Source organism: Aeromonas sp. Y318-3 (genome assembly GCF_027706185.1).
GTDB classification, from domain to species: Bacteria; Pseudomonadota; Gammaproteobacteria; order Enterobacterales; family Aeromonadaceae; genus Aeromonas; species Aeromonas veronii.
In genome coordinates this window covers 24,106-50,634 of sequence record NZ_JAPDCN010000008.1, presented here as the reverse complement: position 1 = coordinate 50,634, position 26,529 = coordinate 24,106, and the positions used below count along the sequence as shown (strand labels likewise).

General features: G+C 58.8%; 35 protein-coding genes and 1 other RNA gene. 1 reads left to right on the top strand and 35 read right to left on the bottom strand.

What is annotated here, in order from left to right; all coding sequences use genetic code 11:
- Positions 1 to 4: 4 nt before the first annotated feature.
- From OKB77_RS12570 to OKB77_RS12550, 5 genes are read right to left on the bottom strand one after another with little or no spacing between them, the layout of a single operon-like run.
- Positions 5 to 1,057, bottom strand: a complete 1,053-nt coding sequence (locus OKB77_RS12570; RefSeq protein WP_270817755.1) for a hypothetical protein — start codon at positions 1,055 to 1,057, stop codon at positions 5 to 7.
- Positions 1,058 to 1,318, bottom strand: coding sequence for a hypothetical protein (locus OKB77_RS12565; protein WP_270817753.1), 261 nt, complete (start codon positions 1,316 to 1,318; stop codon positions 1,058 to 1,060). It abuts the gene before it with no gap.
- 42 nt (positions 1,319 to 1,360) lie between these two features.
- Positions 1,361 to 4,831, bottom strand: coding sequence for a hypothetical protein (locus OKB77_RS12560; protein ID WP_270817751.1), 3,471 nt, complete (start codon positions 4,829 to 4,831; stop codon positions 1,361 to 1,363).
- A gap of 3 nt (positions 4,832 to 4,834) precedes the next feature.
- Positions 4,835 to 5,200: a hypothetical protein gene (locus tag OKB77_RS12555; protein WP_076495072.1), complete on the bottom strand. Its 366-nt coding sequence runs from the start codon at positions 5,198 to 5,200 to the stop codon at positions 4,835 to 4,837.
- Entirely contained in the window at positions 5,197 to 8,028 is a 2,832-nt protein-coding gene (locus tag OKB77_RS12550; RefSeq protein ID WP_270817749.1) for a tape measure protein, read from the bottom strand. The genes OKB77_RS12555 and OKB77_RS12550 overlap by 4 nt, the downstream gene beginning before the upstream one ends.
- A gap of 152 nt (positions 8,029 to 8,180) precedes the next feature.
- Between OKB77_RS12550 and OKB77_RS12545 the strand changes: the two genes are divergently transcribed.
- Positions 8,181 to 8,912 carry a type II toxin-antitoxin system death-on-curing family toxin gene (locus OKB77_RS12545; protein WP_270817748.1) on the top strand — a complete coding sequence of 244 codons (732 nt, stop codon included), beginning with the start codon at positions 8,181 to 8,183 and terminating at the stop codon, positions 8,910 to 8,912.
- A 63-nt stretch (positions 8,913 to 8,975) separates the two neighbouring features.
- On the opposite strand, the gene OKB77_RS12540 is transcribed toward OKB77_RS12545, so the two are convergent.
- From OKB77_RS12540 to OKB77_RS12395, 30 genes are all read right to left on the bottom strand, one after another.
- Positions 8,976 to 9,725 carry a hypothetical protein gene (locus tag OKB77_RS12540; protein WP_333563163.1) on the bottom strand — a complete coding sequence of 250 codons (750 nt, stop codon included), beginning with the start codon at positions 9,723 to 9,725 and terminating at the stop codon, positions 8,976 to 8,978.
- Positions 9,725 to 10,171 carry a phage tail terminator protein gene (locus tag OKB77_RS12535; protein WP_270817745.1) on the bottom strand — a complete coding sequence of 149 codons (447 nt, stop codon included), beginning with the start codon at positions 10,169 to 10,171 and terminating at the stop codon, positions 9,725 to 9,727. Before OKB77_RS12535 ends, OKB77_RS12540 begins: the two co-directional genes overlap by 1 nt.
- Positions 10,168 to 10,581, bottom strand: a complete 414-nt coding sequence (locus OKB77_RS12530) for a gp436 family protein (protein WP_016350132.1) — start codon at positions 10,579 to 10,581, stop codon at positions 10,168 to 10,170. Before OKB77_RS12530 ends, OKB77_RS12535 begins: the two co-directional genes overlap by 4 nt.
- A gap of 1 nt (position 10,582) precedes the next feature.
- Positions 10,583 to 11,044, bottom strand: a complete 462-nt coding sequence (locus OKB77_RS12525; RefSeq protein ID WP_270817744.1) for a Rho termination factor N-terminal domain-containing protein — start codon at positions 11,042 to 11,044, stop codon at positions 10,583 to 10,585.
- Positions 11,045 to 11,147: 103 nt separating this feature from the next.
- The gene (locus tag OKB77_RS12520; RefSeq protein WP_270817743.1) at positions 11,148 to 12,056 is read right to left on the bottom strand and encodes a Mu-like prophage major head subunit gpT family protein; all 909 of its coding nucleotides are present in this window, start codon (positions 12,054 to 12,056) and stop codon (positions 11,148 to 11,150) included.
- Positions 12,057 to 12,100: 44 nt separating this feature from the next.
- Positions 12,101 to 13,249: a phage protease gene (locus OKB77_RS12515; protein ID WP_270817742.1), complete on the bottom strand. Its 1,149-nt coding sequence runs from the start codon at positions 13,247 to 13,249 to the stop codon at positions 12,101 to 12,103.
- A gap of 223 nt (positions 13,250 to 13,472) precedes the next feature.
- A complete protein-coding gene (locus tag OKB77_RS12510; protein ID WP_270817741.1) occupies positions 13,473 to 13,919 on the bottom strand; it encodes a phage virion morphogenesis protein in 447 nt (148 codons plus the stop codon).
- A complete protein-coding gene (locus OKB77_RS12505) occupies positions 13,919 to 14,119 on the bottom strand; it encodes a hypothetical protein (RefSeq protein WP_016350127.1) in 201 nt (66 codons plus the stop codon). Before OKB77_RS12505 ends, OKB77_RS12510 begins: the two co-directional genes overlap by 1 nt.
- Positions 14,120 to 14,138: 19 nt before the next feature.
- Positions 14,139 to 15,608: a phage minor head protein gene (locus tag OKB77_RS12500; protein ID WP_270817740.1), complete on the bottom strand. Its 1,470-nt coding sequence runs from the start codon at positions 15,606 to 15,608 to the stop codon at positions 14,139 to 14,141.
- Positions 15,608 to 17,185: a DUF935 domain-containing protein gene (locus OKB77_RS12495; RefSeq protein WP_058059544.1), complete on the bottom strand. Its 1,578-nt coding sequence runs from the start codon at positions 17,183 to 17,185 to the stop codon at positions 15,608 to 15,610. Before OKB77_RS12495 ends, OKB77_RS12500 begins: the two co-directional genes overlap by 1 nt.
- Entirely contained in the window at positions 17,185 to 18,738 is a 1,554-nt protein-coding gene (locus tag OKB77_RS12490) for a terminase large subunit domain-containing protein (protein ID WP_270817739.1), read from the bottom strand. The genes OKB77_RS12495 and OKB77_RS12490 overlap by 1 nt, the downstream gene beginning before the upstream one ends.
- Entirely contained in the window at positions 18,738 to 19,313 is a 576-nt protein-coding gene (locus OKB77_RS12485; RefSeq protein ID WP_058059546.1) for a DUF3486 family protein, read from the bottom strand. The genes OKB77_RS12490 and OKB77_RS12485 overlap by 1 nt, the downstream gene beginning before the upstream one ends.
- Positions 19,314 to 19,315: 2 nt before the next feature.
- On the bottom strand, positions 19,316 to 19,612 hold the full coding sequence (locus OKB77_RS12480; protein ID WP_005345917.1) for a VpaChn25_0724 family phage protein: 297 nt from the start codon (positions 19,610 to 19,612) through the stop codon (positions 19,316 to 19,318).
- 79 nt (positions 19,613 to 19,691) lie between these two features.
- Positions 19,692 to 19,994: a DUF2730 family protein gene (locus tag OKB77_RS12475; protein WP_081042918.1), complete on the bottom strand. Its 303-nt coding sequence runs from the start codon at positions 19,992 to 19,994 to the stop codon at positions 19,692 to 19,694.
- Positions 19,975 to 20,202, bottom strand: coding sequence for a TraR/DksA C4-type zinc finger protein (locus tag OKB77_RS12470; RefSeq protein ID WP_076495051.1), 228 nt, complete (start codon positions 20,200 to 20,202; stop codon positions 19,975 to 19,977). The genes OKB77_RS12475 and OKB77_RS12470 overlap by 20 nt, the downstream gene beginning before the upstream one ends.
- 10 nt (positions 20,203 to 20,212) lie before the next feature.
- A complete protein-coding gene (locus tag OKB77_RS12465) occupies positions 20,213 to 20,434 on the bottom strand; it encodes a hypothetical protein (RefSeq protein ID WP_058059549.1) in 222 nt (73 codons plus the stop codon).
- Entirely contained in the window at positions 20,427 to 20,729 is a 303-nt protein-coding gene (locus OKB77_RS12460; protein WP_270817737.1) for a hypothetical protein, read from the bottom strand. The genes OKB77_RS12465 and OKB77_RS12460 overlap by 8 nt, the downstream gene beginning before the upstream one ends.
- Entirely contained in the window at positions 20,726 to 21,301 is a 576-nt protein-coding gene (locus OKB77_RS12455) for a glycoside hydrolase family 108 protein (protein WP_270817736.1), read from the bottom strand. Before OKB77_RS12455 ends, OKB77_RS12460 begins: the two co-directional genes overlap by 4 nt.
- An 83-nt stretch (positions 21,302 to 21,384) precedes the next feature.
- Positions 21,385 to 22,305 (bottom strand): hypothetical protein, encoded by a 921-nt coding sequence (locus OKB77_RS12450; protein ID WP_215783554.1) that lies wholly within the window; start codon positions 22,303 to 22,305, stop codon positions 21,385 to 21,387.
- 150 nt (positions 22,306 to 22,455) lie between these two features.
- On the bottom strand, positions 22,456 to 22,893 hold the full coding sequence (locus OKB77_RS12445; RefSeq protein WP_333563162.1) for a Mor transcription activator family protein: 438 nt from the start codon (positions 22,891 to 22,893) through the stop codon (positions 22,456 to 22,458).
- Positions 22,883 to 23,509, bottom strand: coding sequence for a gp16 family protein (locus OKB77_RS12440; protein WP_058059554.1), 627 nt, complete (start codon positions 23,507 to 23,509; stop codon positions 22,883 to 22,885). Before OKB77_RS12440 ends, OKB77_RS12445 begins: the two co-directional genes overlap by 11 nt.
- On the bottom strand, positions 23,506 to 23,676 hold the full coding sequence (locus OKB77_RS12435) for a hypothetical protein (protein ID WP_162838756.1): 171 nt from the start codon (positions 23,674 to 23,676) through the stop codon (positions 23,506 to 23,508). Before OKB77_RS12435 ends, OKB77_RS12440 begins: the two co-directional genes overlap by 4 nt.
- Positions 23,663 to 23,899 carry a hypothetical protein gene (locus OKB77_RS12430; RefSeq protein WP_270817732.1) on the bottom strand — a complete coding sequence of 79 codons (237 nt, stop codon included), beginning with the start codon at positions 23,897 to 23,899 and terminating at the stop codon, positions 23,663 to 23,665. Before OKB77_RS12430 ends, OKB77_RS12435 begins: the two co-directional genes overlap by 14 nt.
- A 40-nt stretch (positions 23,900 to 23,939) precedes the next feature.
- Positions 23,940 to 24,009: hammerhead ribozyme type II (locus tag OKB77_RS12425), an RNA gene on the bottom strand.
- A 7-nt stretch (positions 24,010 to 24,016) separates the two neighbouring features.
- Positions 24,017 to 24,211 (bottom strand): hypothetical protein, encoded by a 195-nt coding sequence (locus tag OKB77_RS12420; protein ID WP_182932662.1) that lies wholly within the window; start codon positions 24,209 to 24,211, stop codon positions 24,017 to 24,019.
- Positions 24,212 to 24,225: 14 nt separating this feature from the next.
- On the bottom strand, positions 24,226 to 24,846 hold the full coding sequence (locus OKB77_RS12415; protein WP_182932663.1) for a DUF3164 family protein: 621 nt from the start codon (positions 24,844 to 24,846) through the stop codon (positions 24,226 to 24,228).
- Positions 24,847 to 24,856: 10 nt separating this feature from the next.
- Complete coding sequence (locus OKB77_RS12410; RefSeq protein ID WP_076495035.1) at positions 24,857 to 25,036, bottom strand: hypothetical protein; 180 nt, start codon at positions 25,034 to 25,036, stop codon at positions 24,857 to 24,859.
- Between the two features lie 11 nt (positions 25,037 to 25,047).
- Positions 25,048 to 25,290, bottom strand: a complete 243-nt coding sequence (locus OKB77_RS12405; protein WP_016350110.1) for a hypothetical protein — start codon at positions 25,288 to 25,290, stop codon at positions 25,048 to 25,050.
- A 64-nt stretch (positions 25,291 to 25,354) separates the two neighbouring features.
- On the bottom strand, positions 25,355 to 25,906 hold the full coding sequence (locus tag OKB77_RS12400) for a hypothetical protein (RefSeq protein WP_058059561.1): 552 nt from the start codon (positions 25,904 to 25,906) through the stop codon (positions 25,355 to 25,357).
- A complete protein-coding gene (locus tag OKB77_RS12395) occupies positions 25,890 to 26,522 on the bottom strand; it encodes a hypothetical protein (RefSeq protein ID WP_152985928.1) in 633 nt (210 codons plus the stop codon). The genes OKB77_RS12400 and OKB77_RS12395 overlap by 17 nt, the downstream gene beginning before the upstream one ends.
- Positions 26,523 to 26,529: the final 7 nt, after the last annotated feature.

Below are 26,529 nucleotides of genomic sequence, written 5' to 3'. Positions count from 1 at the left end.
GACCTCACACGGGTTGCTCAGTGATTACATTAAACAGCACTGGCAGCAACGGGCCATGGGCTTTGGGTTCATAGACCGGCTCTGGGGTAAATTTGGCAGCCCCAATGGTTAATACGGTGGTCGTGCTCCAAGGTTCTGGTGGAATAGTCGCGCCGCTATTGCCAGCCAAGGTGCAACGATACCGAAAGCCGTTGGGGGTGGCCGGGTGAATAATCTGGTTCAGACTATAAGCGGTATTGATGACCGCTTTGGCCCCGATATCGTCATAGGCCAACACAATGACCGGGGTAGTTACATCATTCAGATTCAGAAAAAATGAACCGTCGGCCTTGGTATCCTGCACCTTGTAGCGCAAGCCATTTTCGGTAAACGCGGCCAGATTGCGTTGACGACCGTTACCACCAACTTTGCTTTGGCCTTTTACAGCGTAACGATTGGTCAGGTCTGCAGTCGCCTGAGGGCGAGGTCTTGGTAAGCTAACGCCATCAAAAATCCAATATAACTCATTAAGTCCTACGTAATTATCTTTATTGTATGGGTTACCATCAGCAAAACTATTTACGTTGATTGTATTTGGCGTAGCATTACCAACTTTATAAATACTCACTGCCCCAGCTTTAACACCAAAATATGTTGTGCTTTCCATTACAAAGCCATTGCCACCAGAAACAGCAATGCGAGTTGTAGCTGGTGTAGCGTTGGGGAATTCTATAATTGCATTATTTAAAATGATGGTTCCGGTGGGATTACTAGAAAAAAGATATGAATGGGTAGTTACCACTCGTAAGTGTACATTTTTCAAAATAGAATCATATATCCCACCAAAGTAATAATTCACTTTTAAAAAAAGCTTAAACCCACGACCATCCAGATTAAATTTCCATGATTTTGATGACCAACCATATATGTTAATAATTGAGGCAGAAACATCAAGGTCTGCTGTTAATGCAAACCACTGGCCTGAATCAACCTTCGTTTTAACAAATGCATCAACGTCGGCTAGATTGACCAGCAGATACGGGTCTGCCTGCGTGCCGGAACCAAATTCCAATGCCATCTATGCCTCCACCGGCCCCAGCACCATGGGGGCCAATTGTCGTCCTGTGGTATCCCAGCACATCACGATGACCGGGCCTGAATAGTCGCAATCGAGCTGCCAAGCCCCTGCCACATCGGTGCGGGTATGGCCAATCACCCAGCGCCCCACCTTGGGCGGCGAGGAGCTGGGGATCACCCCGGCAAAGCGCGGCAGGGCCAGCACCACGGCCTCTGCCACCGCAATCCCCTGATCATTGACACTGCCTGATAGTCGCTGCACGGTGCGGCTCCTCGTTATCTCTCATTACTCCAAGATCGCCGCTTAATCGGCATCACCACGCTGGGTGACCTCAAAGCGATCATCCGGGTGGGTCGCCCTGCCAACGCTGACACAACGCAGCAGCCATACCGGCGCCAGGGCCGAGCTGGTATTGAAGCGCACCACGTTGCCGGTGGCCCAACCGCTGGAGAAGCCCGCCGCTTCCAGCACGAAATAGGGGGTGCCGGTGTTGGGGTTGAGCGGCGCCAAGTCGGTGGTCAGGTTGCCGGAGGCAATCAGCCCCCGCGTCTGCGACAGCAGGTTATAGGTGGTGGTGCTGGTGAAGACCAGCGCCCACTTCTCGTCTACCGCGCCGCGATTGGTGACCTGCACCGGATGATCTGCCCAGTTATAGTTGGCACTGATGGCGCCACCGGAGGGAGTGTCCTGCCAGTTCGGGCTGGCACTGTTCCAGCTCTGTTGGACAAAGTTGCTGCCCCAGCTGGCAAACCGGTCACCAAATTGCAGGCAGCTGCTCACCATGGTCTCGCTGGCCGGATACTCATGGACAAGCGGAATAGCCAGGGTCAAATCGCCACTGATCTGCACGTCCTGCACCAGGCTCATATGCTCGATGCGATTGACGAAGGTGAGCGGCGTGGTGACTGTGGTGCCCGCCTCATCCACCAGGCTGTAACCGGCTTTGAGGGTCAGGGTGCCACCATCCCGATCTTCGGTGTACTGGGACGGGGCAAGGCGCTTGCCGTTGGCCCCTACCAGATAGAGATCGGCAACGTAGTCGCGCCCTGCATCCAGCACAGCACCACCGGCTGGTGAGCCCACCGCCTGGGTGGCGGTGTGCGACAGCACCAGCACATCGCCATCCTGATAGATGGGCACCTTGCCATCAGCGGGCAGGCGTACCGGATCCAGCCCGATGCGGGTGGCATCGAGCGGCAGCGCAGTGAGCAGCACGGTGTTGTAGCGGGCCGAGCTGGCCATGATCGGTTTGTTAAACGTGGCCTTCACCACCCCGGTGTTGGTGTTGACCGAACCGGTCACCCCATCACCAACCAGATGGCCAGCCGCATCGGCACTGGCATTGATCAGGGTGCCATCATAGGCCACTGCCGCCAGCTGGAAGTTGGCCTGCTTGAGCGGGCTGCCGGGGGTGCGGAAGGTCAGCTCGGCGGCAAAGCCCGCCGTGATAACGCGGGCACAGGCCAACAGGTTGATGTTGCCGGTGAAGTCGTTCATATCCGAGACGACCACCCGCCCGGCGCCCAGATCCACTCGACCAACCCTGCTACCTGCCCCCGTGCGAGAGTCGGGGTTTTTCCAGAGGATGCCGTCCCGCTCGATGTAGTGGTTGCCGCCATCGATAAACCAGAGTGAACCGGTCAGGATGTTGGGCTTGCCGAGGGAGAAGTCGAGCTCCGGGGCATTGACCTGTTTACTGATGGGAGTGGCACCTGGACCGGTCTCCAGCGCCTGCCAGCTACCGGGGCCCACCATCTCCTCAAACAGGTTGACGGTACCTGTCGTCCAGTTCTGACCGACATAGTATTCGTACTTGTAGCTGTAGCCCTGTGACCATGTGAAGGAAAACACTCCGGTCTGATAACTGATCACCCCGACAATCGCGCTGCCACGCTTGAGATTGCCCGCCCCATCGTCACGAATATCGATATTGTGGGTGGTGTAGTTGCCTGCACCCTGGGCATTGTAGCGACCCGCATAGTTGAAGCGGCGCACCGCATAGCGCAGCAGGAACGAGCCCGGCTTGAACTCCTTGCCCACCGACCCGTTGGCGCTCTGGCTACCCGCACCCGGGATCACCGCCTCCCCCATCAGGCGAATGTCTTTGGTGTAGCTCATCTGATAGAGACCATCCCCCGGCATCACGCTGGGGGTGAACTCAATCAGGCCATCGACATCGCGCACCACGCCGCTGCCGCTACCGGTCAACATTCCCTGGCTGTCGCTGTTGAGGGCATAGTTAGTGCCACCATTGACCCAGGTGATCCGCAGCGAACCGGGCAGGATGCCATCAGGCAGCTCCAGCCGCTGATTCTTGCCAACCGCCTTGGTGCCGAGCAGCAGCTCAACCTCCAGCGCCTGAGAGGGCTGGAACTGGACGATGATCTCGCTGTCTGCATCAGGCAGCGCGGCGGTGGTGATCGCCAGCGAACCGGTCACGAAGTTGATGGTGCCCGACCCCTGCCCCACCAGTTGGCCACTGCCGCTGTCATCTAGCTGCTGCCACTTGCCGAGCGCACGATAGGCCACCCGCAGCGAGCCCGGCATGGGCACAGCGGCCGAAAGGTCGAATGTCCAGTTAAAGGTGCGCGTGGCGGGAGTGACCTCACGGCTGACGCTGATCAGGTTCCCCAGGATCCGCACTGCCGGGGTGTAGGTGGCATTGGCAGACCCGGTGAAGTTGCCCGCATTGCGCCAGGCATCGATCTGGCCAGTCTCGAAGTTGACCTCGACCCGACTGAAGTTGTTGTTGCCGGATTGGTGGCGCAAGGTGCCAGACCCATCACACTTGAAAATCCCGCCATCCAGACTGAGCTGCAGCGAACCGCGCTGCGGTACCCGTTCCAGATAGCTGCGGGACTGGCTACCCGCCACCAGGGCGAACTGCAGCGGGCGACTGATGGCAGGGCCAGCAGGCTGCATGATCGCCAGATCGGCCGCCGCTGCCCGGTCAGTGAGCAGGTTCTCGCTGTAGGCGCTCGGTACGATCGGCTTGTAGACTGAATTGATCCGCACCTGCAGATCCCCCGGCATGGCACGGCGAGCCAGCGCCGCCACCCCATAGTAGCGGGCAGCATCGGCGACCGTGGTGGATAGAATGTCGGCGACCTTGGCACTGCCTGCCGGTTTCGCCCCAGTTGGCCAGGGGATGCCACCATAGAAGGTGGCGGTCAGGCGGGCGGTGATCTTGATGGTACAGACCCGGCGCACCAGAGTTTTGAACTCTCCATTGTGCTCATAGGTGAAGGTCTGCTCGTGCGCCTCATACTCAGCGACCTTGATGTACTGCTCATAGGCGGCCTTGGTATCAGGATCTTCCCCCCGCAACAGCATGGTGCCGCCAAGCTCGGGCTCTGGCGCCGACAGCTCCTGAAAGGCGAGGATCATCCGCTGGCCCTTGTACTGGTCGCCGAGCAGATACATCCGCGCACTGACACCGGGCACCAGGTAGCTCTCGATGTCGTTTTTGACCGTGGCGCGAATATCGGTAGCGGTACCGGCAAAGGCGATCATGTTGACGTGGCTGTCGGCGGCATCCTTGCTCACCATGAAGTGAGAGCCCTGGTATACCTCCTGGGTATCCACCGCCACCCCGCAAAACACCTTACGGATATTGACCCGGCCTTGGGTACGGTCAAGGCGGGAGGTATCCGGGAAAAGGTTGTTCACCTGCCCATCGATCACCTTCTTGCCAGTCGGCAGGCCGCCGCCGTTGTCTTCATCAGTCAGCCGAGCAGACTCATAGATGACAATGTCTTTTGCTGTGATGGGCATTGTTTAAACCTCTGTTAAACGCAAAGTGATGGTGTATCCCAGTTCGGGAAAATCGGCCGAGTTCGAGACGTTCATATCAGGCAGCGCCTGGATGGGTACCTCTTCATGCCGCCAGAGCACCCGGTGCTGTTGCCCGAACAGGATGAGCGTCATCACCTCGGGAGTGCGCAGCAAGAGATAGAGAGCATCGAGCTCAGACCGTTTAGCGCGCCCGGTCAGCGTCATCGGGCGGCCCCCCTTCTTTAACCCTTGCTGAGCAATGAAATCGCCCGTCACGGCGTATTCCACGGATTGGCGCATGGGCGTCCAATCCCATTCATCAGTCCACTCCAGCTCGTCATCCAGGATGACCCCGTTAATCGTGTTCATGTCTGCCCCTCCTGGTAACGCCTCAACACATCCAGCAGGCCCGTTACCTGTTCCTGGGCCACATCAATCCGGGCAGAACGCTCACCCAACTGGATCACGATCGGCTGCAGTTGCCTGGTCACCTGGGCGGTGGGGGTCTGAACCTGGGGGAGAGTGGACACGGGAACGGGTGCGGCCGGTGTTGCTGACTTCTCCAGCTCCTTGGCTTGGGCCTTGTCGAGCTCCTCCTTGAGGCGGGCCCGCATGGCCTCCATCTCCTTCTGGAACTTCTCGCCGTAATACTTGCTCCACTCGCTATAGGCCGGAATGTCCTTGACCTTCTGGCTGTAGCGGGCCAGCTCATCCTCAACACCAGCCAAGGTATTGGCCAGCCCCTCGGCATTGCCGCGCAGGCCATTGAGATCCACGGTTTTGTAGTAGAAAGAACCGGCATTCACGGTGCGGGTGATATCGCCTCGACCACCGCCCCCGCCACTACTGGTGAGGCTGGCATTCGTCTGCTTGGCTTCATCCTGAACCCCTTTAAGCCCCGCCCGCATCGCATCGGTGGCCCCCTTGGCCCGTGCGGCGGCCTCGTCAAAACCATCACCAATGGCCGCGACGGCCTGCTTGGTATCGCCGCTCCCCCCTTTCACCTTGGCCATGGCATCGGCGGCGATGGCCATGGAGCGAGCCAGCGCATCCCCGGTGATTTTGCCCTGGGCGGCCAGTTGCTTCTGACGCTCGATCACCGCATCGATCTCGGCGGTGGTCTTGGCGCTGTTGTAGGCGGCGGCCAGCGCCTCCTCGATGGCGGCACTACTGGCACCCGTGTGTGCCACCAATACATCCAAGGCGCCGATGGTCTTCTGAAATCCCTCACCGATACGGCCATTGGCCTGCTCGAAATCGAGGCCGAGCACCTTAAACGCCTCAGCCAGTTTGGCTGGGCCATCAGCTGCGGTTTGCTTGGCCACCGCATTGATCTCGGCCAGATAATCACGGGTACTCTTGGCCTCATCACCCAGCGCTTTAACGGCTGCTGCACCCTTCTGCCAGCTTCCAGTGGCCTCGTCGTAATGCACCTTGCCCTCGGCGACCAGGCGATCGAGATCCGCCATGCTGGTGATGGCGAAACCGAGCTCTGTTGACAGGGCGGCAAACTGACCGTTGAGGCGGGCTTGAGTCTCGGAGCGCAGTGCCTGAGCCTCCCGGAGCGCCAGCTCAGCCTGCACCAGTTGGCGCAAGGCAGAGGCGAACTGGGTGATCTGGATGATGGATTCGACCGTCACGGCAGCCAGCAACCCCTTGACGGCCAAGCCCAGGGCCCTAACACCGATCGAGGCCGCTGCCGCTGCAGTTCCAGCAGTGGTCATGCCGCCTGCCGCTGTCGCTGTCGCCACCGGCATGGCGATAAACTGGGCATAAAGACCGCGCAGCTCGCCGATCCAGCTGGCAATTTTTAATCCCCACCAAGCCTGGGCCAGCACGGTCAGCGCGGTGCGCCACTCATAGAGGGTCTGGATCAGCGACTTGAGGGTTTCCCCCATGGAGATAAAGCCATCGGATAGGCGCTGCGCCCACTCCTGCAGGCGACCATCATTGGCCATCCTGTCGAATTCAGCGTTAAGGTTGGCCAGCTGGTTTTTGAGCCAGGCCAGCGCCCCACTCTCGGCCACCATCCGGTAAAACTTGGCGAGGTTGTCCTGGGCATTGGAGATAAGTCCGGAAAGCAGACTCATGTTGTCGGCAGCCGCCCCGCGCGATTGGGTGGCAATCTCATTCATCAGCGCAGAGATGGTCTCGCGGCCCAGCTTGCCTGCCTCAGAGAGCTTCTGTAGCTCGGCAGTATTCTTGCCAGTCACCTGCTCCAGCATCTGCCAGACCGGCACGCCCCGCTCAATCAGCTGCAGGATCTCCTCCCCCTGCAGCTTCTGCTTGGCCCAAGCTTGGCCGAGCGCCAGGGATATGCCCTGCACCTCTTCAAAACCGCCGCCCAACTTGAACGCTTGATCGACAATGCCCTGCATGGCCCCCGCCATGGGGTCGATGCCGAACGCTTTGAGCCGCACGAATACCTGGGTGACTTCACTGAGCTGCAGGGGGGTATTCTTGGCAAAGTCCTGGATCCAGGCTGACGCCTCTTTGCCACCGGCAATCGACCCCATCACTGCCTTGAGCTGCACATCGAGGCGCTCGGCCTGATCGCCAGTCTGGAACATGGCCATCAGTTGGCTGGTGAGGGTCTGGATACCGAACCAGGTACCGGCCATGGCCACTAGGCGGCCGGTCAGACTGCCGATGGCCCCTTGAAAACCACCGGCATGCTGCCCACCCTGGCTAAGCTCGCGGCCCAGTCGTTCGGTCTGGGCGACACTCTTGGTCAGCTCACGCTGCAGGCGCTGCTGTTCCTGGGCAAGATTCTTGGTGTCGAGCCCGGACTGCTTGAGCCCTGCGTGCAGGCGGGTATGACTGGCGGATTGAGCGACCAGCTGGCGCTCCAGCTGCTTGACCTCGGAAGTCAGCAACCGCTCTTGTTCGGCCAGCGCCTTGGCGTCACCGCTGCCCGCTTGCTGCTCGCGGCGCAACTGCTCCAGCTTGTCACGGCTGAGCACGGTCGCCAGTTCGAGCTGGGTCAGGGCGGCCTTTGAGTCATTGAACTGCTGGATCAGCGCCTGCTGGCTGCTTAACGATTCGAGGCTCTCGGCCAACTGCGCCGTTTCGGCGGCCGTCTCGTCTGAGATCGGGCCCAGCTCCTGCACCTCACCCGCCAACGCGGCCAGGTCTTCCCGGCCGGTGACTTTGGCCGCCAGCTCCAGGGCAAGTTTGAGGGTGGTAGAGGTGGACATGGGGCATTCCGATCAGATTCAGATATGCCCTATGGTAACGAATAGGGAGTGAACAGGGATTTATGGTGAATTACAGAGATATCTCACATGAATACCGTAGTCTTTCGATTAATCTACGAAGTTCGAGTCTACAGCCATAGGTCAAAACCAACATGGATGCATCCACAATTGTTTTCATTCACGAATATCTAACAGAGTTCTTCGCCGACAAAGATGATCCAATTAGCCCGCCGGGAGTGAAAAATTTGGGTACTATCGAGTCAGCTTCTGCACGACCTTTTTCAACAGTAGGTGGACAAGATGCCTATCCAACTATCTTTTTGAAGGCCGCATCTCTATGTCATAGCATTGCGGGAAATCACTCCTTCCATAATGGGAATAAACGAGCCGCGCTACTTGCTACTTTGTACTTCCTTAGTGAATATGGTTATTTGCTTGATCGGTGCAACGACGATGAAATGTACGAGTTCATGCGAGCAATAGCCGCACACGAAATCTGCCAAGACCGAAATGATGAAGTGCCAATAATTGCCGAATGGCTTGAGCGACATTCTAGAAGGCAACAAAAGGGGGAAAAACCTCTTAAACTATCCGACCTTCGTGAATCTCTCGGGCGATTTGGTTATGAACTCAATGACTTGGGACATAAGCTAGATATCATCGATAACCAAGGAAACATTGTAGAAACCATCCTCAAGAAAGGGGCCCGTGGCTTTGAGGACTACGACCAACCATACATCGCAGGAATAAGAAAACGCCTTGGACTTACTGCCGAAGAAGGCGTTGATAGTGCACGTTTCTACGGCCAGAAAGGTATTTCTGATGACCTGAATCAATTCATGACGCTGCGCATTGAAGTGATGAAACGTCTGGCACAGATTTAACATCAAGCATCCATTTGGCGACACATAAAATGGCGGGATTCCCCGCCATTTTCTTTCCACACATCACACTGTCACTGGCCGATCCACATAGAAGGGGGCGGTCTCGCCATCCACGGCCAGCAGCTCCCCCTCCAGCTCGATCTCGATGGGCTTGTCGCTCATAAAGTCCACCGCCTTCTTGGGGGACAAGCTGGCACGGGGCACTGTCAGTTTGATGGCTTCGCCACTGACGATACTGCGGCCATCAAGCAGCAGTCGCGCCTTGATCTCCGGCTGGATGTTGCCCGCGATGCGGGTACCGGTCACCGCGTTATAGGTACCGCTGACCGTCAAGCTGCCGCCGTCCGCCACCGAGCCACCCTTGATCGCCCGTACCAGCCCGAGCGCATAGTTGACCTCGATATCGGTACCCACTACCAGCGCCGTGGCCCCTTCCTTGATGGCCAGACCGGTTGCGGCAATATTACTCTTGCCAAGCTGGGCCCACTTCGGATAGGCGGGCAGGGTCACCGGCAGATCAGTCAGCGTCCCGGCCCCCTGATTGATGGGGCTCTCCAGCCCCATAAAGGCGGCGGCCAGCAGCACGGGCGGGATCTCGGTGGTCTTGATGGTGACCATGGCAGGCTTGGGAATGTGGTAGTTCTCCCGCGCCTGACCGTATTGCCCCTTGCGCTTGCTGGGAATAGAAATCTTCTGGCTGTCGGGTTTCACTTCCAGGCTATCCACATCGATGGGGCCAATCACCCCGGCCGAGACCCCGTTGGTAAAGGTCTCGATAAAGAGATCCCCTTCCAGGTGCAGTGTTTCGCTCATCATCGCTCTCCTTTGAATTTCACTCGGGTAGTAAAGGCAAGCGGCAAATAAGCCGCACCGCCGCTGTAACTGGGTTTTACCGGTGGGGTGACCCGGCGAAAGGTACTATCACCACATGCTCGCCCACTGACGGCCTGCAGGATGCGGGCAAGCCACACTCCGGCACTGACCTTCTTGGGGCTGGCACGATGCACCAGCACCAGCAACCAGAGCTGATCAAAGCTGCTGGCCCGGCCTGACTGGGTGCCTTCGCTCTCACGTTCGCCCTGATAGACCACATGCACCGCCGGACTGTGCTGGCCCAGGTTGGCGATGGCCGCCACATCGGTGGCCACAAACACCTCCTTGAGCCCCTTGGTTTTCAGGGGGGTCAGCAGCTCACGCAGCCGCTCGCCCGCCTGCAGGTAGTCGAGTTCGGTACCAGACTGGTTGGCGGGTTGGCTCATAGAAAGCCCCCCTTATCCCGCCCGAACACCCGCCCATCCGACTGCAGTTGAGCCAGGTTCTGGCTCTCCAGGGTGGCGCCATCGGATGCCAACCCCAGCGCCAGCTCCCCCTTGCCAACCGATTTCAGAAAGGCCAGGGCCGCCTCATTGCGCTTGGCTATCTGCTCTGGGGCCTGTTCACCATAGAGACGGTGACGGGCGATATCGGCGCAGATAGGTACCAGAGCACTCGGGATATGGGCCAGCGGCAAGGGATAGCGACCCGCCAGATAGCCATCGATCAAGGCGCCTGCATCCTGCAGGGCGATGGTGATGGCCGCCTGATCCAGCTCACCGGTCGGCGTCATGGCTAGGCGCAGCAACTCGGCCTCGCCAAAGCGGATCACCATGTCATTGACGCTGGCGTACATATCACTGCTCTCCGTTCTGGCCAGATGACTGCTCATCCTTGACCGGGTATTGCACTTCGGTCGCGGCGATCGCTGTCACCAGTTCGGCCTTCTTGAGCTTGGCCGCCTCCGGGATACCCATCTGCAGTGCCAGCTCGCGCAGCTCATCGACCTTCATCTCGGCCAGCGGCGTGACCTTGCCAGCCAAGGTGGCAACCCCTGCCAGATAGCCCGAACCGGTCAGGACGCCCAGTGTTGCGTCCAGATCCCCAGGCGCCGATGGTGCATCACCTGCCTGAAGGCTGGTGTCTTCAGCCAACCGGACGACCACCAGACGCGGGTCGTTCTCCAGGGTCGTGCACTGCTCAGGCGACACAACCATCTCAGACTTGCCCGGTACAATCGGCAGGCCCGCGCGAAAATAGACCTGACGAACTGTTGACGTAATCCCCACTCGAATAGCCAGTTCCATCTCTTGTTCCATCTCATGTTTTCCTCGTCGTATCTGATAGAGAGGCTGTTTAAACCGGGGGTTAAACAGTGCCTGGCAGCTGTTTAACCCCGCTTTAAACAGGCATAAAGCAGGGTTATAGGTAGTCAGCCACCACCAGCTCCAACTTGCCTTTCAGCTCGTTGCTGCTGCTGTTCGACAGCTCTCGCTCCAGCATCTGGGTCGCCAGCTTCTCAAGGGAGGGGTGTACCACCAACATGGTGGCCTTCACCCCAAGCTTGCGGCCGCCATCAGCCTGAAACTCCCGCATCTTGGAGTAGGCATCCCACAGGTTGTCGGGGTTCAGCGCCCGCTTGTTGGCAAAGGCCAACTGCCAGAAGCCAAAGCCTGCGGCATCGCGGCAATCGACCCCGTAACGGAACTCCTTGCGGGTGAATACCGCCTCGTCATCGATCTTGGTCATGGCAATCAGCTGCGGCGACTTGCGATCCTGGAAGATGACCGGCTTGAGGGCGCGGCTGGTATCGAGCAGGAACCAGGGCTCCCCCGAGTAACCGGCATCCACCACCACGTTGGCAGTCATCACAGGGGTACCGGTGCCATCGGCCTTGGGATAGACCGGGTGATCGGTGTCGAAGAAATACTGACTGTCATAGCAAGGCGTGGTGAAGCCAGCACCGAGCAGACCGAAACAGAGCTCATCGGGGTGAATGCCCGCCGAACGGCCCATCTCGGCAAACATCGGCGCGTAGATACCCAGCTCGTCATCTTCGATATCGTTGCGATCGACGCCGACGGTGGCCTCGAAGTCTTCGTTGACGATCTGGTAACCGTGCGCCTTCATCGACTCGATCACCCGATCACCGACCCACTTGCGCAGATTGGGGAACTTGCCCAACCAGCCATAGGTGTTGGACTTGGTAGTCGATTTGATCACGGTGGCGATCTTGGTGTACTGGGCAGGCGCTTCACTCTTGGCGTCTTCAAAGTTCTTCTTGAAGCCGGTGAAGAGGGACTGCAACAGCGCGGGTGTAATCATGGCCATACGGGTGTTCCTTCTCTGGATAAATGGCGTGGTAGGGTCTGCGCTTAAGCCTGCTTGGCCTTGGCAAACTCTTCGTGGCTGATACCGAGCTGGTCGGCGGCATACTTGTCATCCGCCGAGAGCACCGCATCCCCCTTCTTCTCGGGCAGGGTCACCTGAGTGGTCTGGCTGGCGGACAGTGCGGCAATCGCCGGACGGGGCTCCAGCAACGCCTTGAGGGCAGCCACCCCTTTCTGGGCGGCATAGGCGGTCAGATACTCCTCTTCGGCGGCAACCACCTTGCCCTGGGTACGGGCTTCCTTGATCAGGGTTGCGGCATCCGTGGTCTCCACCTTGGCGCTTAAGCTCGCCACCTGAGTCACCAGGGCGTTATAGGTCGCCACCGGCACGAATTGCGCCAGGTCAACTTGGCCACCCGGCTGCGCTTTGAGCGCGGCCAGCGATGCCTTCTCGGCGGTGAGTGCCGCCTCCAGCTCCGGCGCTTTCTTGGCGCTGGCCTGCAGGCTGTCGAGCTCGGTGAGCGCCTTCTGCAGTTGTTCGTCAGTGGGATCGCCGGTCAGCTCGATGCCGAGCTTGGCCAACAGCTTTTTCAGCAGTTCATTCATGGATGTCTCCTTGGAGGGGTTGGCCAGCTGGCCAGGTTGGGAAGCGGGTAGCGCACTGAGCGCCGCCAGCGCCTGCATACCCACCACACCGGGATCATTGGTGATGGCGGCCATCCGCAGCTCCAGCGGGCGGCCCTGGGCGTCATAGGGAAAGACGGCAGAAAGGAATCGGTACTCTTTGGCAGCCACCAGGGCAGCGGCACGATCCGTCCAGCGCGGTTTGATAAAGAGGCCCAGCCCCTCGCGCCATTCGATCTCGTCACCGTTGAACCAACCGGCTGCCGGGGCCTCCTTGCCAGTCTTTTCGATATGGAGGGTCTGGTGGTCATAGTCGATCAGGATGTCTTGCCCGAGCGCTTTGGCTCGATTGATCAGGGTGGTGGCGATGCTCTTGTCGAGCTGCCAATGGCCACCAGGAACATCAAAGGGGCGACCATCGCGGGCCTTGAACGGGCCGACCGGCAGCAACTGGTACCAACCGTCGTCGCTCGGGACAATGGCTGCATCGAGCACGGCCAACCCCAGGGCGGTTGGCCTTGCATTCAAGATGGCCACGGCAATGGCGGAACTGGTGGCAGATAGGGACATCACTCTCACTCCGGCTGGTCACAGCAAACCTCATTGCGGCCAGTGTCATCGAACTGAGAATTGGGTGGGGTTTATGGTGGGTTACTGCATCACGGGATGGATCGGAGGGTAAGCTGGGGGGCGGCGATACTGTTTAATGGTGTTTAAACGCCATTTTCCTGACCTATTGAGAGGGTAGACATGCCATCGTAGCCGCAAGGGGGCACCAGAGGCGCCCAGAAGCTCACGGAGCCTCGATGACCAAATATCCCTCCAGCGTCTCCAGCACGCTCTGTTTATCCCCTTCTGACAGCCCCAGAACACGGCGCTCTGGTAGGTTGATCTCGGGACGACTGAACTGGTGGGCGGCACCGTATACCATGGGCGTACCAAAGTAGAGGGTCTGGGGATCGACCTGATAGTTGAGGGTATCGCGCAGATCGTCGTTCAGACGCAGTATCTCATCGGCATGGCGCGGCTTGCGAGCGCGGTACTTCTCCGAGAGCGGGGCCCAGGGTTCCCCTTCCGGGCTCTCTTGGGCATCCCAGCGATCCCGGTGCGACAGCATCAATCCTTCGCCAATATCGGCCAGCGGCTCACTAAGATCACCGGTTTGCTGGTAGAGCTTGGCCAGCAGTTCGTGGGCATCGGCCACCCCGTGGTGGCTGATGGCAATAAAGCTACCGGCCATCAGGCATCCTCCTCCATCCCTATCATGTAGGCGAATGCCTGTTCATCGGCATTGAGCAATGCTGCAGACCAGAGATCCCCCAGATACTCGGCCTCTTTGCCAGATGCCTTGGCACAAAGTGATGCCAACGTTTTGACATCATCCAGCGTTAGCAGATCACCCGACTCAAACAAGGCGTTTGCTTGCTCCAATAGCTTCATTGTTCACTCCTTGCCATCGTCATTTGGATTTGGTGGTAGCCTGGGCGGCCTTTGTCAGCATGGCTTCGACTTGGGCGGCCAGCTCTGGGTAGTGCTCCATCAACTGCTCTCTGGCCAGAACCCACGCGGCAAATGCTTCTGCAGCCTTTTCGCGGCGACTCTTGGCGCCATATTCAGTCAGCAATCCCAGCCTGCTGAGATCCGGCTCTCCTGCCCAAAAGTGAACTTGATGGCCAAGCTCATGCAACCAGGTAGAGATGCGCTGGGCAGCGGGCCCCAGGGTGTCACCAACATTAGACGATATACTCCAGTGTAAGCGGAATGAGTCCCCACTGCTACCGCGTGGCTGCCAGGTTCGTGGGCCCTGGTTAGCCTTGGCATCCGAGATAACTTGAGCAACCGCCGCCTGTACTGCCTGCATATCCACACCACCCAGCTTATCGCTGGCTGCCACTTTAATCACCACATGGTCGGCCTGTGCAAAGGTAAAGCCGTTGGTCTTGGTTGCTCCACGCAAGGTGTACCAAGCCCTGACGCTATTAGGATCCATCCCCAGATATTCACCTATCGCAGGTGCTACCTTCAGGCTGGCAGCCCCTTTCCCCATCTCGCTCTGCTTGATAAACAGCGTTTTGACCGGATGCGCCTTGAGGAACGCCGCCAAGGGTTCGCGCTGGGGAGCTGGCAACTGGGTCAGCAGATCACTCAGCCCTTGGGCGGTGACACCTTTGACACTGGAGAAGGCGCTCTCCACTATCCGCTCTGGCAGGCGCTCGGCCAACGCAGGCTTGGCCGCTTCGCGCTTGGTCACCACCTTGGTCAGGTCGGCCGGAGTCTGGGGCCGATAATCAAAGCCGGGGTCGATACCTCTGGGGATCTTGTGCAACTCCCCGGTGGCCTTGTCCACCCACTCATATTCGCCATCGTCCGGGGCCTTGCCGACCACCAAGCCACGCCGCTTGAGGTCTGCCTCGGAGAGCAGAAACTTCTTGCACTTGCAGCCATAGCCATTGCTGGGGCTGTGCGTCTCCCACCAGGGGTGATCAACCGGCAGCACCAGGTTGTTCCACTTGAGGTGCAACTCCCTGGGGTGCTCGGAGTCCCCATGACGATAGAGCGCATAGGGGCGTTTGTGCTTGATACGCTGGATCTGCTCTTCACGCCCGGCGTTATAGCTCTGGCGCAGGTTGGTCTCGAAGATGACGCGGGAGCGCCACGACGCCGGGCCGGTATGCTCCCAACCGTGGCGGGCCACAATCTCCTTGAACGCCTTCTGAAAGGCCCCGATGGATTGCCCTTCACTGATCGCCTTGTCTACCGCCCCGCGCAGGTCAGCCAGCAGATCGGTCTTGGTGGCCCCCGCCACCATAAAGGCGCGGTTATGGGCATCGCGCCACACATCGGCCCAGCGTTCGCTCGGCATATCGAGCTTCTGGCGAAAGAAGGCGATCGCCTCGGCAAAGGACAAGGAACCATAGCGAACGGGCATCAGCGGCCCTCCTCCATCTCAAGCATACCGAGCAGCTCGCTGGCGGCGATGGCTTGCGCCATCAGCGCCCCCAGCTCGTCATGGCTGAGCTCTGGTTCCAGCGCCAACAAGCCATCCCGGATCTCTTCCAGGGTAGTGGCCTGCATCACCAGCGCCTGGACAGCATCGGTCATCCCAGCCAGCAGAGGGGCCGCCTCGGCCTGCAGCCGGGCCAACTGAGCATCGTTGTTATCCCCCTTGTCGGCCTCACCTTTACTTGCAGCCAGCGCGGCCAGTCCCTTTGCCTTGAGCGCGGCCTCTCCCTGCCCGGCCTGTTTGTCAACAATGATCAGTACCTCCTCCCCCTCTTTGGGGGCCGGGATCTGCAACTTATCCCGTACCCACTGCGCCGGGATCTGCATTCCCATCCCCACCAGGGCCCGCAGCGGATAGGCCAAATCGCGCATATCCTCCGGCTCGGTCACATCAAACTCCAACCGGGGGCAACGGCGCGGCCCCTGGTAGCTCTTGCCGTTCAGGGCATAGAGCGGATAAACCAGATCGCGGGTCAGGGTGGCGGCCAGCTGGCGCAGGTCGGCATCCCGAACCTCCTGGCGCACCTCGTTATGGACATTGCCCAGGGCATTGGTCGAGCTCTTACCATCGGCTTGTGAGGTCAAAGTGCCCCCCAGAATGGCCTTGCTCATGGAACGCTCGCACCAATCCATCATCACCACGAAGGGATCAGCCTGACCACTGGCGGCGTTCTGGAACTCAATCTCCATCCCGCGCGGGATAATGCCCCCGGCGTTATGACCGATGGAGAGCACCGCCTGCAGCAGGGTGGCCTTCTCTTTCTCGGTCGCCCCTTCCGGGTATTTCCCCAGCCGCACCGGCAGGCCGTAGATCTCCAGAAACTCGGCAAGATCCCGCACACTGTAGTTCTTGAACAGGAACGGCCAGACCAAGGTGCGGACAAGGCCGGTGCGGGCCAGATACCCCGATTTGGACTTGGCCTTGTGCAGCAGCCAGCCAAACGGGTTGAGAGCAACCCCTTCCTGGCTGCCGTCTCGCAAGCGCAGCTGATTGCGATCGTCCGGGTGGGTCTGGAACCAGGCAGGGTCGCGCCAGATGATACCCTTGGGGATTTGCAGCCCCTCGACCATCTCCCAGCCGCTGAACTCCTGGGCACTGAACCCCTTGAGGATCCCGTCGGTGGCGTCAAAGATGGCATCATCCAACCAGGTGAAGTCCTCCAGCAGCTCCCGGATAAGCTCGGCATCACGCTTCTCGGCCGGGGTGGCGTTGCGGGGTGGCTCGATTGTCCAGCTCACCCCAAGCAGGGCACGGCGGCGTTTGCCGAGCTCGCTCTGCAGGTGGGCATCCTTCTCCTCCATGTCTTCGGCCAGCTCGCACTGGGCGATCAGGCCACCCTCCTCGGCCTCTTTCAGCGCCGCAGCCGCTTTGCCTGGGGTCAGCCCGATGGTCGGATGATCGCTGTAGTGACGGCGCAGCTGGGCCAACTTGGCATCGTTCTCGGTCTGTGGCTCTTTTTCCAGGCTCATGGCTTTGCCATGGATATCAATGATCCTGCCCATTACCAGGCTCCTCGCTCATATCGGTGATAGTCATCGTTGTTGTCGCTGCCATGGTCATCACGTTTACCTGGTAGTGGGGTGAACTCGATGGCTCCCCCCTCCATCCAGCTGGCCCGCACCGCCATGGCCAAGGCCACCGCAAAGTCACCGTGGCGCTGTTGGCCCCCTTGGCCGGTGTTCTTGCCCTTGTCGATCTTGGGGATGCCGTTGATGACCTGGATTTTTCCCAAGTCATCCTGCACGTCCGCATGGCGCGGGATGGTCAGGTTGCCATCCTCAAATTCTGCCTTGAGCTTGGGCATCCACTCCCGATACCAGGGGTCATTGAGCATCACGCACTCGATCATGCTGGCCCCCCAGCGCAATCTGGCAGCCTCTGCCAGATAGCCGCCGTTACCGGTGGCATCGAAGGCCGCCGCCGTGAAACGCTGCAACCCCTGCAGCAGGTAGAACAGGATCTGGCGCTGACTCTCATAGGGGGCATTGACCAGCTCCACCACAAATGGCACCCGTTTGCGCAAGTTGGTTGCAATGGAGAGCGGCACGAACACCGACAAGTCCCCCTTGCGGGCGAAGTCCTCTCCAAACGCATGACGACAACTGTGATCAAGCGCTTCCAGACAGGGCTTGAGGTTCTCCTCGCACCAGATATCCACCAGCGCCTTGCGGGCTTCCTCGCTCGAGAGCTCGAAGTCTTTGGGGGCGGTAAAGCGCAGGATGGGGATATCCGGTTGCATCGCACGCTCAATCAGGGTGCGCTTGATATAGACGCCACTGCTCTGCTTGGGTACGCAGAAATACTCCTCAAGGGCATCCTCTTCGGTGGCGGTGGCCTTGAGCAGCCCCGCCTTCCAGGCGTCCTCAGCTTCCTGTGTCCAAAGGCCACCCTTGACCTGGCAGATCCGGCGATAGAGTCCCTGGCGGCAGGCATCGTCCAGGCTGATGGTATGAATGGAATACTCTTTGCGGCCCGCTCGGCTGTCGTTTACCAGCTGGTTAAACAGGTTATCGACACCGTTATGGGTACTGATCAACCGCACCTTGGCGCCCCACATGGTCAGCGCCATGGCGGCCTTCAACACCTCGGCCAGTCGGTCGTGGAATGCGGCCTCGTCGATGGTCACATTGCCCTGCATCCCCCGCAGGTTGGAGGGGTTGCTGGAGAGCGCCTGCACCTTGAAGCCAGAGGCGAAATAGACCACGAAGGTGAGGATCGCCTTGTCCTCGTCGTCGGTGAACACCTCCTCCTGGATCTCACCGGCCGCCTTGTTGTACGCCTTGGCCCACATCGCCACCGCATCGATAAACTCGCGGGCCATCTCCTTGTTACTGCCCACATAGAAGTGGTGGCAACCGCCAGCCGTCTTGGTCTTGGAGGCCGTCAGGGCCGCGTCGGCCGCCTCCGCCCAGGTGATACCGGTACGGCGGCTCTTCTCGGCGATCTTGAGCGGGCTCTCGTCGGCAATCCAGATGCGCTGGTACGGCAGCAACACCTCGTCGGGGTTGTATTCGGTACCCAGGGTCTGGGCCAACTGCTGGGCGATCGTGCTCATCAGGCAATCCCCAGGATTTCGCGGCGTATCTCGGCGGCGGCTTCGCCGCTCAAGCCCGCCTGAGTCACGATGGCTTCAGTCTTGGCGGCGATCTCTTCGGCAAATGCCTGGCGGATCTCTTTCTCCCGCTTGTGACTCTGCATCGCGGTCGATTCGAGCCGCTGGGCCGCCAGCATGGCGTTCTTCAGCATGTCGATATCCACCGCCTCCTCCGGGTTCTGCACCTGAGCCAGCATCGCCTTGAACAACTGGGAACGGCCCAGCTCCAGAATGAGCTTGGTGGTCTCCCCCATCGGCTTGTCACCAAGCTGGGAGGTCAAGGCGGCCGTGGTTTCGCGCAAATCCCGCAGGTGCTGGCCGACCTGTTCAACCTGGCTGGCATGACGGCTTAACCCGGAGCGGGAGAGCTTGAGATCATCGGGCAACCCCGCCTCCTCGATCAGGCCGTTGATTTCATCCAGGATGGCGGCCTGACTGTTGCCCTTGTCCCGCAGCATCTCGTTGAGCGCGTTGCGGATGGACTCAGGCAGCAGCCACACCTTGCTGGCGCGGCCTCGGGTCGGTTTCTCGGCCATGCTTAATCCTCCGCTCGGGGCTTCTTGACGCCGGGCACCGTTGCCCGGCCCTCTGCCGCGTCCTGGCCCCGACCGGTCAAGTGAGCCACCTGCACCGTGGCCAGTCGCTCGATGCGCACCAGCCCCTGCTCTTCCAGCCAGGCCAGCAGGGTCTTCACCCGATCCCGCGTCACCCGGCCGGTTCCCAGCTGGTCGAGGCAGTCATTGAGGATTGACTCGTTGGCGGCACCACCGATATCCAGCAGGGAGCGCAGGATCACCAGCCGCTGCTGGGCGTCCAATATTTGTTGAATGCTCATGCCTGCTCCTTAAGTGCGATTGGTCGCGGCAGCCTGATGAAACACTGCTGGGCCTCCCATAACAGAACCGCTTGAATACTCATGCCTTCTCCTTGAGTTCATTTTCCAACAGCAGATCGGCAAGGCGACGGGCTTGGCGCAGCTCCGGCTTCACCTCCCGCAACTCCCCCCGCAACTCGCTGATCTCCAACTGCAGCTTGTGCAGCTCACGCTCGCTCGGCAGGTCAGCCAGTACCTGCTCCACCCGCTGGACTCTCTGCACCAGGGCAGTGAGGTCTTCGCGCTTGGCGTAGGTTTTGGAGAGCAAGATGATGACCACCAGACCCACCAGGCTGGCCAACGCATAGAGCGGGCCCCAGTTCTTAACGATGAATTCCCACACGGGTCGCCTCCTTGCGCTCATACAGGGTCTGGCACTCGATACAGCGCTCGGCACCAGGCTCGGCTGCAAGGCGGGAGGGCGGGATGGCTTCGTCACAATCGCAGCAGATACCATCGCCGTGTGGCCTTGCCCTGTTCTGGTGGGCTTCGATAATGCGCCCAGTCCGATCGGCATCGGCCTGCTGGGCGCGGTCTATGAGGTTTGTCACATGACCTCTCTTACTTGACGGTATGAGTCGCCTTGATGCGGCCCCAGATGGCGAGCAGGCCACCCACCGCACTGGCCAGATCCACCAAGGTGGATGCCAAGCTGGCTTGGGTACCCGCATCGACCGGCACACCGAACAGGCCCGCAATACCGGCCCCCACGGCAATCACACCGCCGATCACGGTGCGGCTTTTGAAGGCAGACTTCGCTTGAGGTAACAGGGAATCAGGCATGATGGACTTCCTTTTGTTGAGGTTGGGAATGACGGGCACGGGCCCGCAGGCGATCCAGTTCGGTCACCGAACGCAACCCTTTCTCGAACAGGGATTGACGGGTCTGGTGGTGGCTATAGAGCGGGATCGCCTTCGGGTCAGCGATCTGATTGGCCAGAGCGGCCTTGAGATGGGCTTTGCGCCCATCCTTGAAGCAAGCGAGATAACGGGGGTTCTTGAGCTCAGGGATGCCAAAGCAGCCCGCAGCCTGGATCGCGGCCGCCGACTTCTGTTGCTTGATGGTCAGCACGCTCATGCCACCACCTCGCCAACCACGTCGGAAAGGAGGTAGCTCTGCAGACGCAGCAGCCGGTTGATCCAGCCATCGGCATTGGCCCACTGGCTCGGGTCTTTGCGCACAATGCCGTGCATGAAGCTGGCTCGCTGCATCATCAGCGCCAGCAGGAACGGGCCTTCGCCCTTGGCGCCCAGTTGCTGTTTGAGCCTGCCAATCGACACCGGGCCAAGGCGGCCATCTGCCATCACCCCCAAGACCTGCTGCAGCTGTTGGATGGCGCGTTTCGGCCCGTGATGCACCGCTGCATCAAACACGGCGATAGAGATGGCCGGGCTTAAGCTCGCAATCAGGTCACAGCGGGCGGGCGCCCAGTAGTTCTGGCGGTAAAAGGGCTCGGTATGGGCCGGGGTCAAATCACCGATAGCAATATCGGGTACCCCATCCCGATCGAGGTCGGCCATGCCGTCCTTCTTGCCATCGGCGGCATCGGCGATGCCGTACTTGGTATGACCACCACGGTCGGCGGGATGGTTGACTTCGCCCCCTTCCACATCGGGACGAAGCAGCCATTTAAGTGCGAGTGATAACATAAAGGCCCCTCGGTGAACTGCGTTATCAGCAGCGTACCGAGGGGCCTCTATGGCATGGGTTTATGGTGGGTTAGTACAGTGGTCTATTCAAAATTCATAGGAAGCTGGCGAAACGCAGTAATGTGTTCCAACACTTCATCAATGACATACTCAGAACGAATTTTGTTACCTTCTAACCACTGAGTTTTGGTGTACCTAACACGTAAGGTATCCCCGCTGCAGAATGCCTCTTGGCCAGAAGCAACTCTTGCAGTAAATCGATCATCCTCAACCAGAGCATAAATCTCTGCTGTTCCATCATGGAAACGCCACTTATTATCATCCTTGAACGTTAAAGAGACCAACCGAAACAGCCCTGTTCCACTGGTCGTCTCTGGCGTCACGTCCTCTGGCTTGGGTGAGTTAAACCATTCCCGCTCAGATTTGAGCACTTTGAGGTTCGTTGAACCTTCAATACCTGTTGAGAACAGCTCAATCCCTTCCTCAGCAAGTGGTGCCATCACCCCTTCCAAGGATTGCCGAACCTCATAAGAGCGGTACAAATCCAACACTGGGCGATCAATCTCAATTCGCTGATCCCCCACAATAACGATGACAGTATCTTGGTTAACGATCTCAACGCGATCGACACGACGGCCTTGTAGCATTTTAATCAAGTGTAACAGCCCGTTTTTAGCTGTAGCCACACCTGTCACACCAACGCCCAAATACGCAAGTAAATTGAGCACGGCGGTCGAATCATTACCAGTTAACAGGTCTTTGGTTTGTTGCCATAGATCGGAGGCAACAACAGCGATGTCAACACCGAATGACCCAGCTACAAAAGAGGCATCAACTCGTGCTTGAACACGGAACTTGGGGCCATTAACAAGCTTGTTGGCTTGCTCCAACATCTGCCCCATTGCCATTAATGCAGGAGCGATAACTTTCACATCCATTTGATGCCCTTGTAACGCTGGGCCATCGTAAAAGAATCTGAATTTCATATCTTGCTCATCTGCCATCCAAGCTCTCGCTTTCAGTGTATCAACCTAACGGGCGCCGATGGTATATGACGGCGCTTGCATTTTTCAACAATTACTCCATTACCAACTTTTTGTGTAAACAAAAAAACCGCCGTAGCGGTTTTCTTGTGATTAATGTGAGTCGCATCGCTATTGATAGCCAAACAGGTCAGGTTGATGGCGGCGGCGGGTCAGTTCGCGCTGTTCGGCCACCACCGCATAGGTCTGTGGCACTGAGAGGCCATGCTTACGGGCCAGCACATCGATATTCCGCCCATTGAACTCGTCCCAGATAGCCCGGTCACGTAACGCGGCCTTGAGATGATCCCCCGTGGGGATGTAGTAGGCACGGCCCCCCATGTAATGGGCCTGTACCAGCGCCAACTTGCGGGCCTGAGCCTTGGCCAGCTCCAGCTCCATTCCCCCTCTGACCAACTCGCAGGCCAGCACATCGACCAACTCTGCCAGGGCTTTGGGCCATTTGGCCGTCAGTTCGGTGGTCGGGATCTGATCCAGGCGATCGACAAGCTGCCCCAGCGACTCATGATCATCGGCGAACAGGTCGAGATTTTCAGCGTTAGCGTCCATCATTCATCTCCTCAAACGCCGCCACAACGGCCTGATAACCGGCCACTCGCCCGGACTTCTCATTGGTGGGGACGGTTTTCTCGGCCGCGACAAGGCGGGCAACCAGCTCCCGCTTGTGCCAGTTTTTCAGTGACTCAAGCACCTGGTACGCCAACCCATCTGTGAGCCAGGCCACCTCTGCCACGCCGATGCCGTTGTTAAGCCGCACCGTTTGCCGCTCAACATAGTGATTCAAGGCCGTCTCACTGCCATCGCGCAGCAGGCCATGGCGGTGCATGGTGATCCATACAGCCCGGATCACGTTTATCTCGGCGGTTTTGGCATGAGCCCCACGGGCCGGGCTTAAACGCTTGTGCCCTCCCGCTTTAACAGCCCCTTTAACAGGGCGTTTAACCGTCGGTTTAAACCCTGCCCCCTTCATAGCCAGCAGCACCTTGTCCAGCTCCGGGATCGTCAACTCGGCCGCCGAACGCTTGCCGCTCTGCTGCTCCAGCAACGCCCGATAGGTCTCCTCATCGAGCCCCAGGGTGCGCCTGCCAACCTGAACCAGACGGATCAAGCGGGTACGATCACCACTCTGCGCAGCATTTGGCTGATTGTTAGCTAAGGTGTTCAATTTCCCCTCCCCGTCTTTTTCATCCAGATTTGCCCGGCCGCCATCACATCCGGCCCACTGCGCCACTGAGGGCAATGGCTATCGAGCCACTGCTCTGCCTGCTGCTGGCTCAGGTTGCCAAACTTCATCACGTAGGCCAGCAGTCGTTGCCAGTTAGACATAGCCATGGCTGGCCTCCAGCGCCACCGCTCTGGCTTGCTGCAGTTCAGCCACCAGTTGCCAGCGCATCTGGCTTGCTTCCCCCGCCAGGGCAAATAGCCCTTGGGCGCGGGCCTCTCGAATAAACTGTTTGAGCTGTTTGCACACAGCCCGTTTTTCAGCGGCCGCCAGTGCAATGGCTGCGGTGCTGAATATCTTGGTAAGCCGAATATCCATCTCTGTTTTAGTCATCGCCGTGCTCCTTTATCGAGGCGGTGAAGACCTGGGCCCAGGTCGGCTGCTCATCAGTGCCCGATCACCACATCGGGCAGACAGGGAGGCATCGCCGCCCTGTTTCGCATCGGGCCATTACTCGAACTGCAGTGGCTTCGCCCCTTGATACTCCTCGACATTGAGGGGGGCAGGCCCCAGCCCCAGCGCCCAGAGCAGGGCGGCCTTGATGCCATCCTCATAGGTGTCGTCGGGGTAGCAGGTGCCCTCGGTTTCAGTGATCTGCTCACAGAGCTGCAGTTGCTCCTCGGCCATATCCACGTTGATTTCCATCGCGTCTCCCTCCTTTACAACTTGGCCAGATCCAGGCTCATCTGGATGTAACGCCCCTGGGCGTCACGCTCATAGAGCCGCAGATATTGGCTGGTACCGGTCACTTGAATGGCATCGGCGATCGCCTGCATGGCCTGCTCCCAGTCGGCGTCTTCGATGTTGAGCTGACGCAGGGAGAGCACCTGGTTAACGTCGATATGACCGGCTTTGGAAACCCGAAAAGCGTGGTCAACCAGGGCCCGCAGTTTAGGACTGGCCCCATCGCTCCAGCGGGCGATGCACTGGTCAATTAGCACCTTGGCAGCCTGGATCCGTTCATCAAATTTGCGGTGCTCCCCCACGGCCCGGATCAGCTTGTAACGGCCGTCGAAACTGAGCAGGGTCACGTTGCCCTTGGCGCCGCCCCACGCCACGCCGTACTGCTCGGATGACAGGTCAACAAAGTCGTTGATCTGCTGCATGGCGCCAATTTTGAAGGCGGCCAGCTGCGAACGCTGCTCGCGGGCTGCCGCAATGATGCCCATCACCACTTCATCGCGCAGCTTGTCAGCCGGAGTGATCAGGTTTTCCGGTACCCAGTGCCCTTGGGCGTTCTGACGCATCGGGGTGGTACTGCCGGTTTGTGCTTCTTGCATAGGGTTCTCCTTAATGGATCTTGTTGCTGCCGGGCATCTGATAGCACACGGCGGCAGCCTGCTGTTTCGCTGGGCCGAGTACCTGCTCTTCCAGGTGAGTCGCACGGCAAAATTCGAGGAACTTGGGTAATTGACGCAGCACGACCTTGGCCAGTGCTTCGTCTTCGATATCGAGCTCTATCTTGGCCATCTCCATTCTCCTTATTGGCGCCAGTGCAGCAGGCAGCCGCCAAAGCGCACCAGGGCGACCTCCCGAACCACGCCAGCCAGGCATTCGCGGCTTAACACGGCGCGGGCCTTCATCGCTTGTGGCAAAGGGCCAGTGACGGCCAGCAGCGGGGTGTGGCGCACCTGACTGGTGCGGACTTCATATCCTCTGGCCGTCAACCAGTGGCTGAGCTGTTCGGCAGTTTTGTGCAAATTGCTGCGCAGATTCTTTTTCATCCCGTTCTCCTTGTGATTCATCACCGGGCCCACTGCTTATTCCGAGCCCAACCCCCGCCAACCGTTATTTGCCTTCTTGCTTGTCGAGCAGTCGGTTGTATTTGATACCCATGATTTTCAGCTCTTCCGCCAGCAGCTCACTCAGGATGCGCAGCGACGAACTGGCATTGTCGCCATCGCTCTTGGCCTGACGGCGTAACCTGGAGAGGGTCGCCTCGGCGTCATAGCGAGCCGTTTTCTGTGACCCTTTGCCCTGCTCCACCGATAACCGCATCGGGCGGCGTAGTTGCTGCTCCTCCGTCAGCTGGCTATGGGGGCAGCCTGAGCGGCAAGCCTTCCAGAGCTTGATATCCATCGGGCTGCTGCCCACATCACTGGGGCCACGGCGCTGATGGGCAAGGCACTGATGAACAGGGATCGCACCAAGAATGGGGCAAATCACCTTTTGACCCATCAGGTTGCCCTCAACCAGCATCTGCACCCGCTCCAAGTCACCGGGGTATTTCTCGTTACACACCTGGCTGATAAGGGTGCGCGACAAGCCGAGCTTTTCAGCCACCACAGCCAGTGAAGTGGCGGCGACCTCTGCCTTTAACACCTCAAGCCACGTTTCCATGTTCACCCTCCTCAACCAGGAACGGATAAAGCCGTTGCTGGTTCTGATCCCAACAGCCGTTATCTCTTCTGATTGGAGCAAATCGCCCTGTATCTCGAATTAGCTGGTAAATATTTGCCAACCCATATTTGTCTTGTACTGACATCTTGGGATTAACATGAACGGCCAGCCTCACATATCCAGCGCGTACCAATTCATTGGTGTAATGCCATGCGGTATTACGATTGGTATTCGCGGTAATCATCAAATCAGCCAAGGTAAAGCGGCGGCTAATCTTCATGGTGTTCCATATCTTTTGCTGAACCGTTTTCTTGCGATTTCTGCGCTTTTTATAAGTGCGCTTACGCTCATTCCCTTTTGAGTCAGCCTGTCTGACGCCACTCCCAAGGCGGGGTGATACAGACGTGTCCGCCACTTGATAGATCCGTTCACGTTTCTTAGCTATCGGGGTAATGAGTTTTAAAAATCCGTTATCAACCCAAGCACTGACAGTCCGATAAATCTGCTGCTTATTGATCCCGACACCATCGATAACTTCCTTTATTGAAAATTGGGGTTGCTCACACATCCACAACCACGCAATTTCCGTCTTGGATTTACCACTCATATCAACCACTGGTATC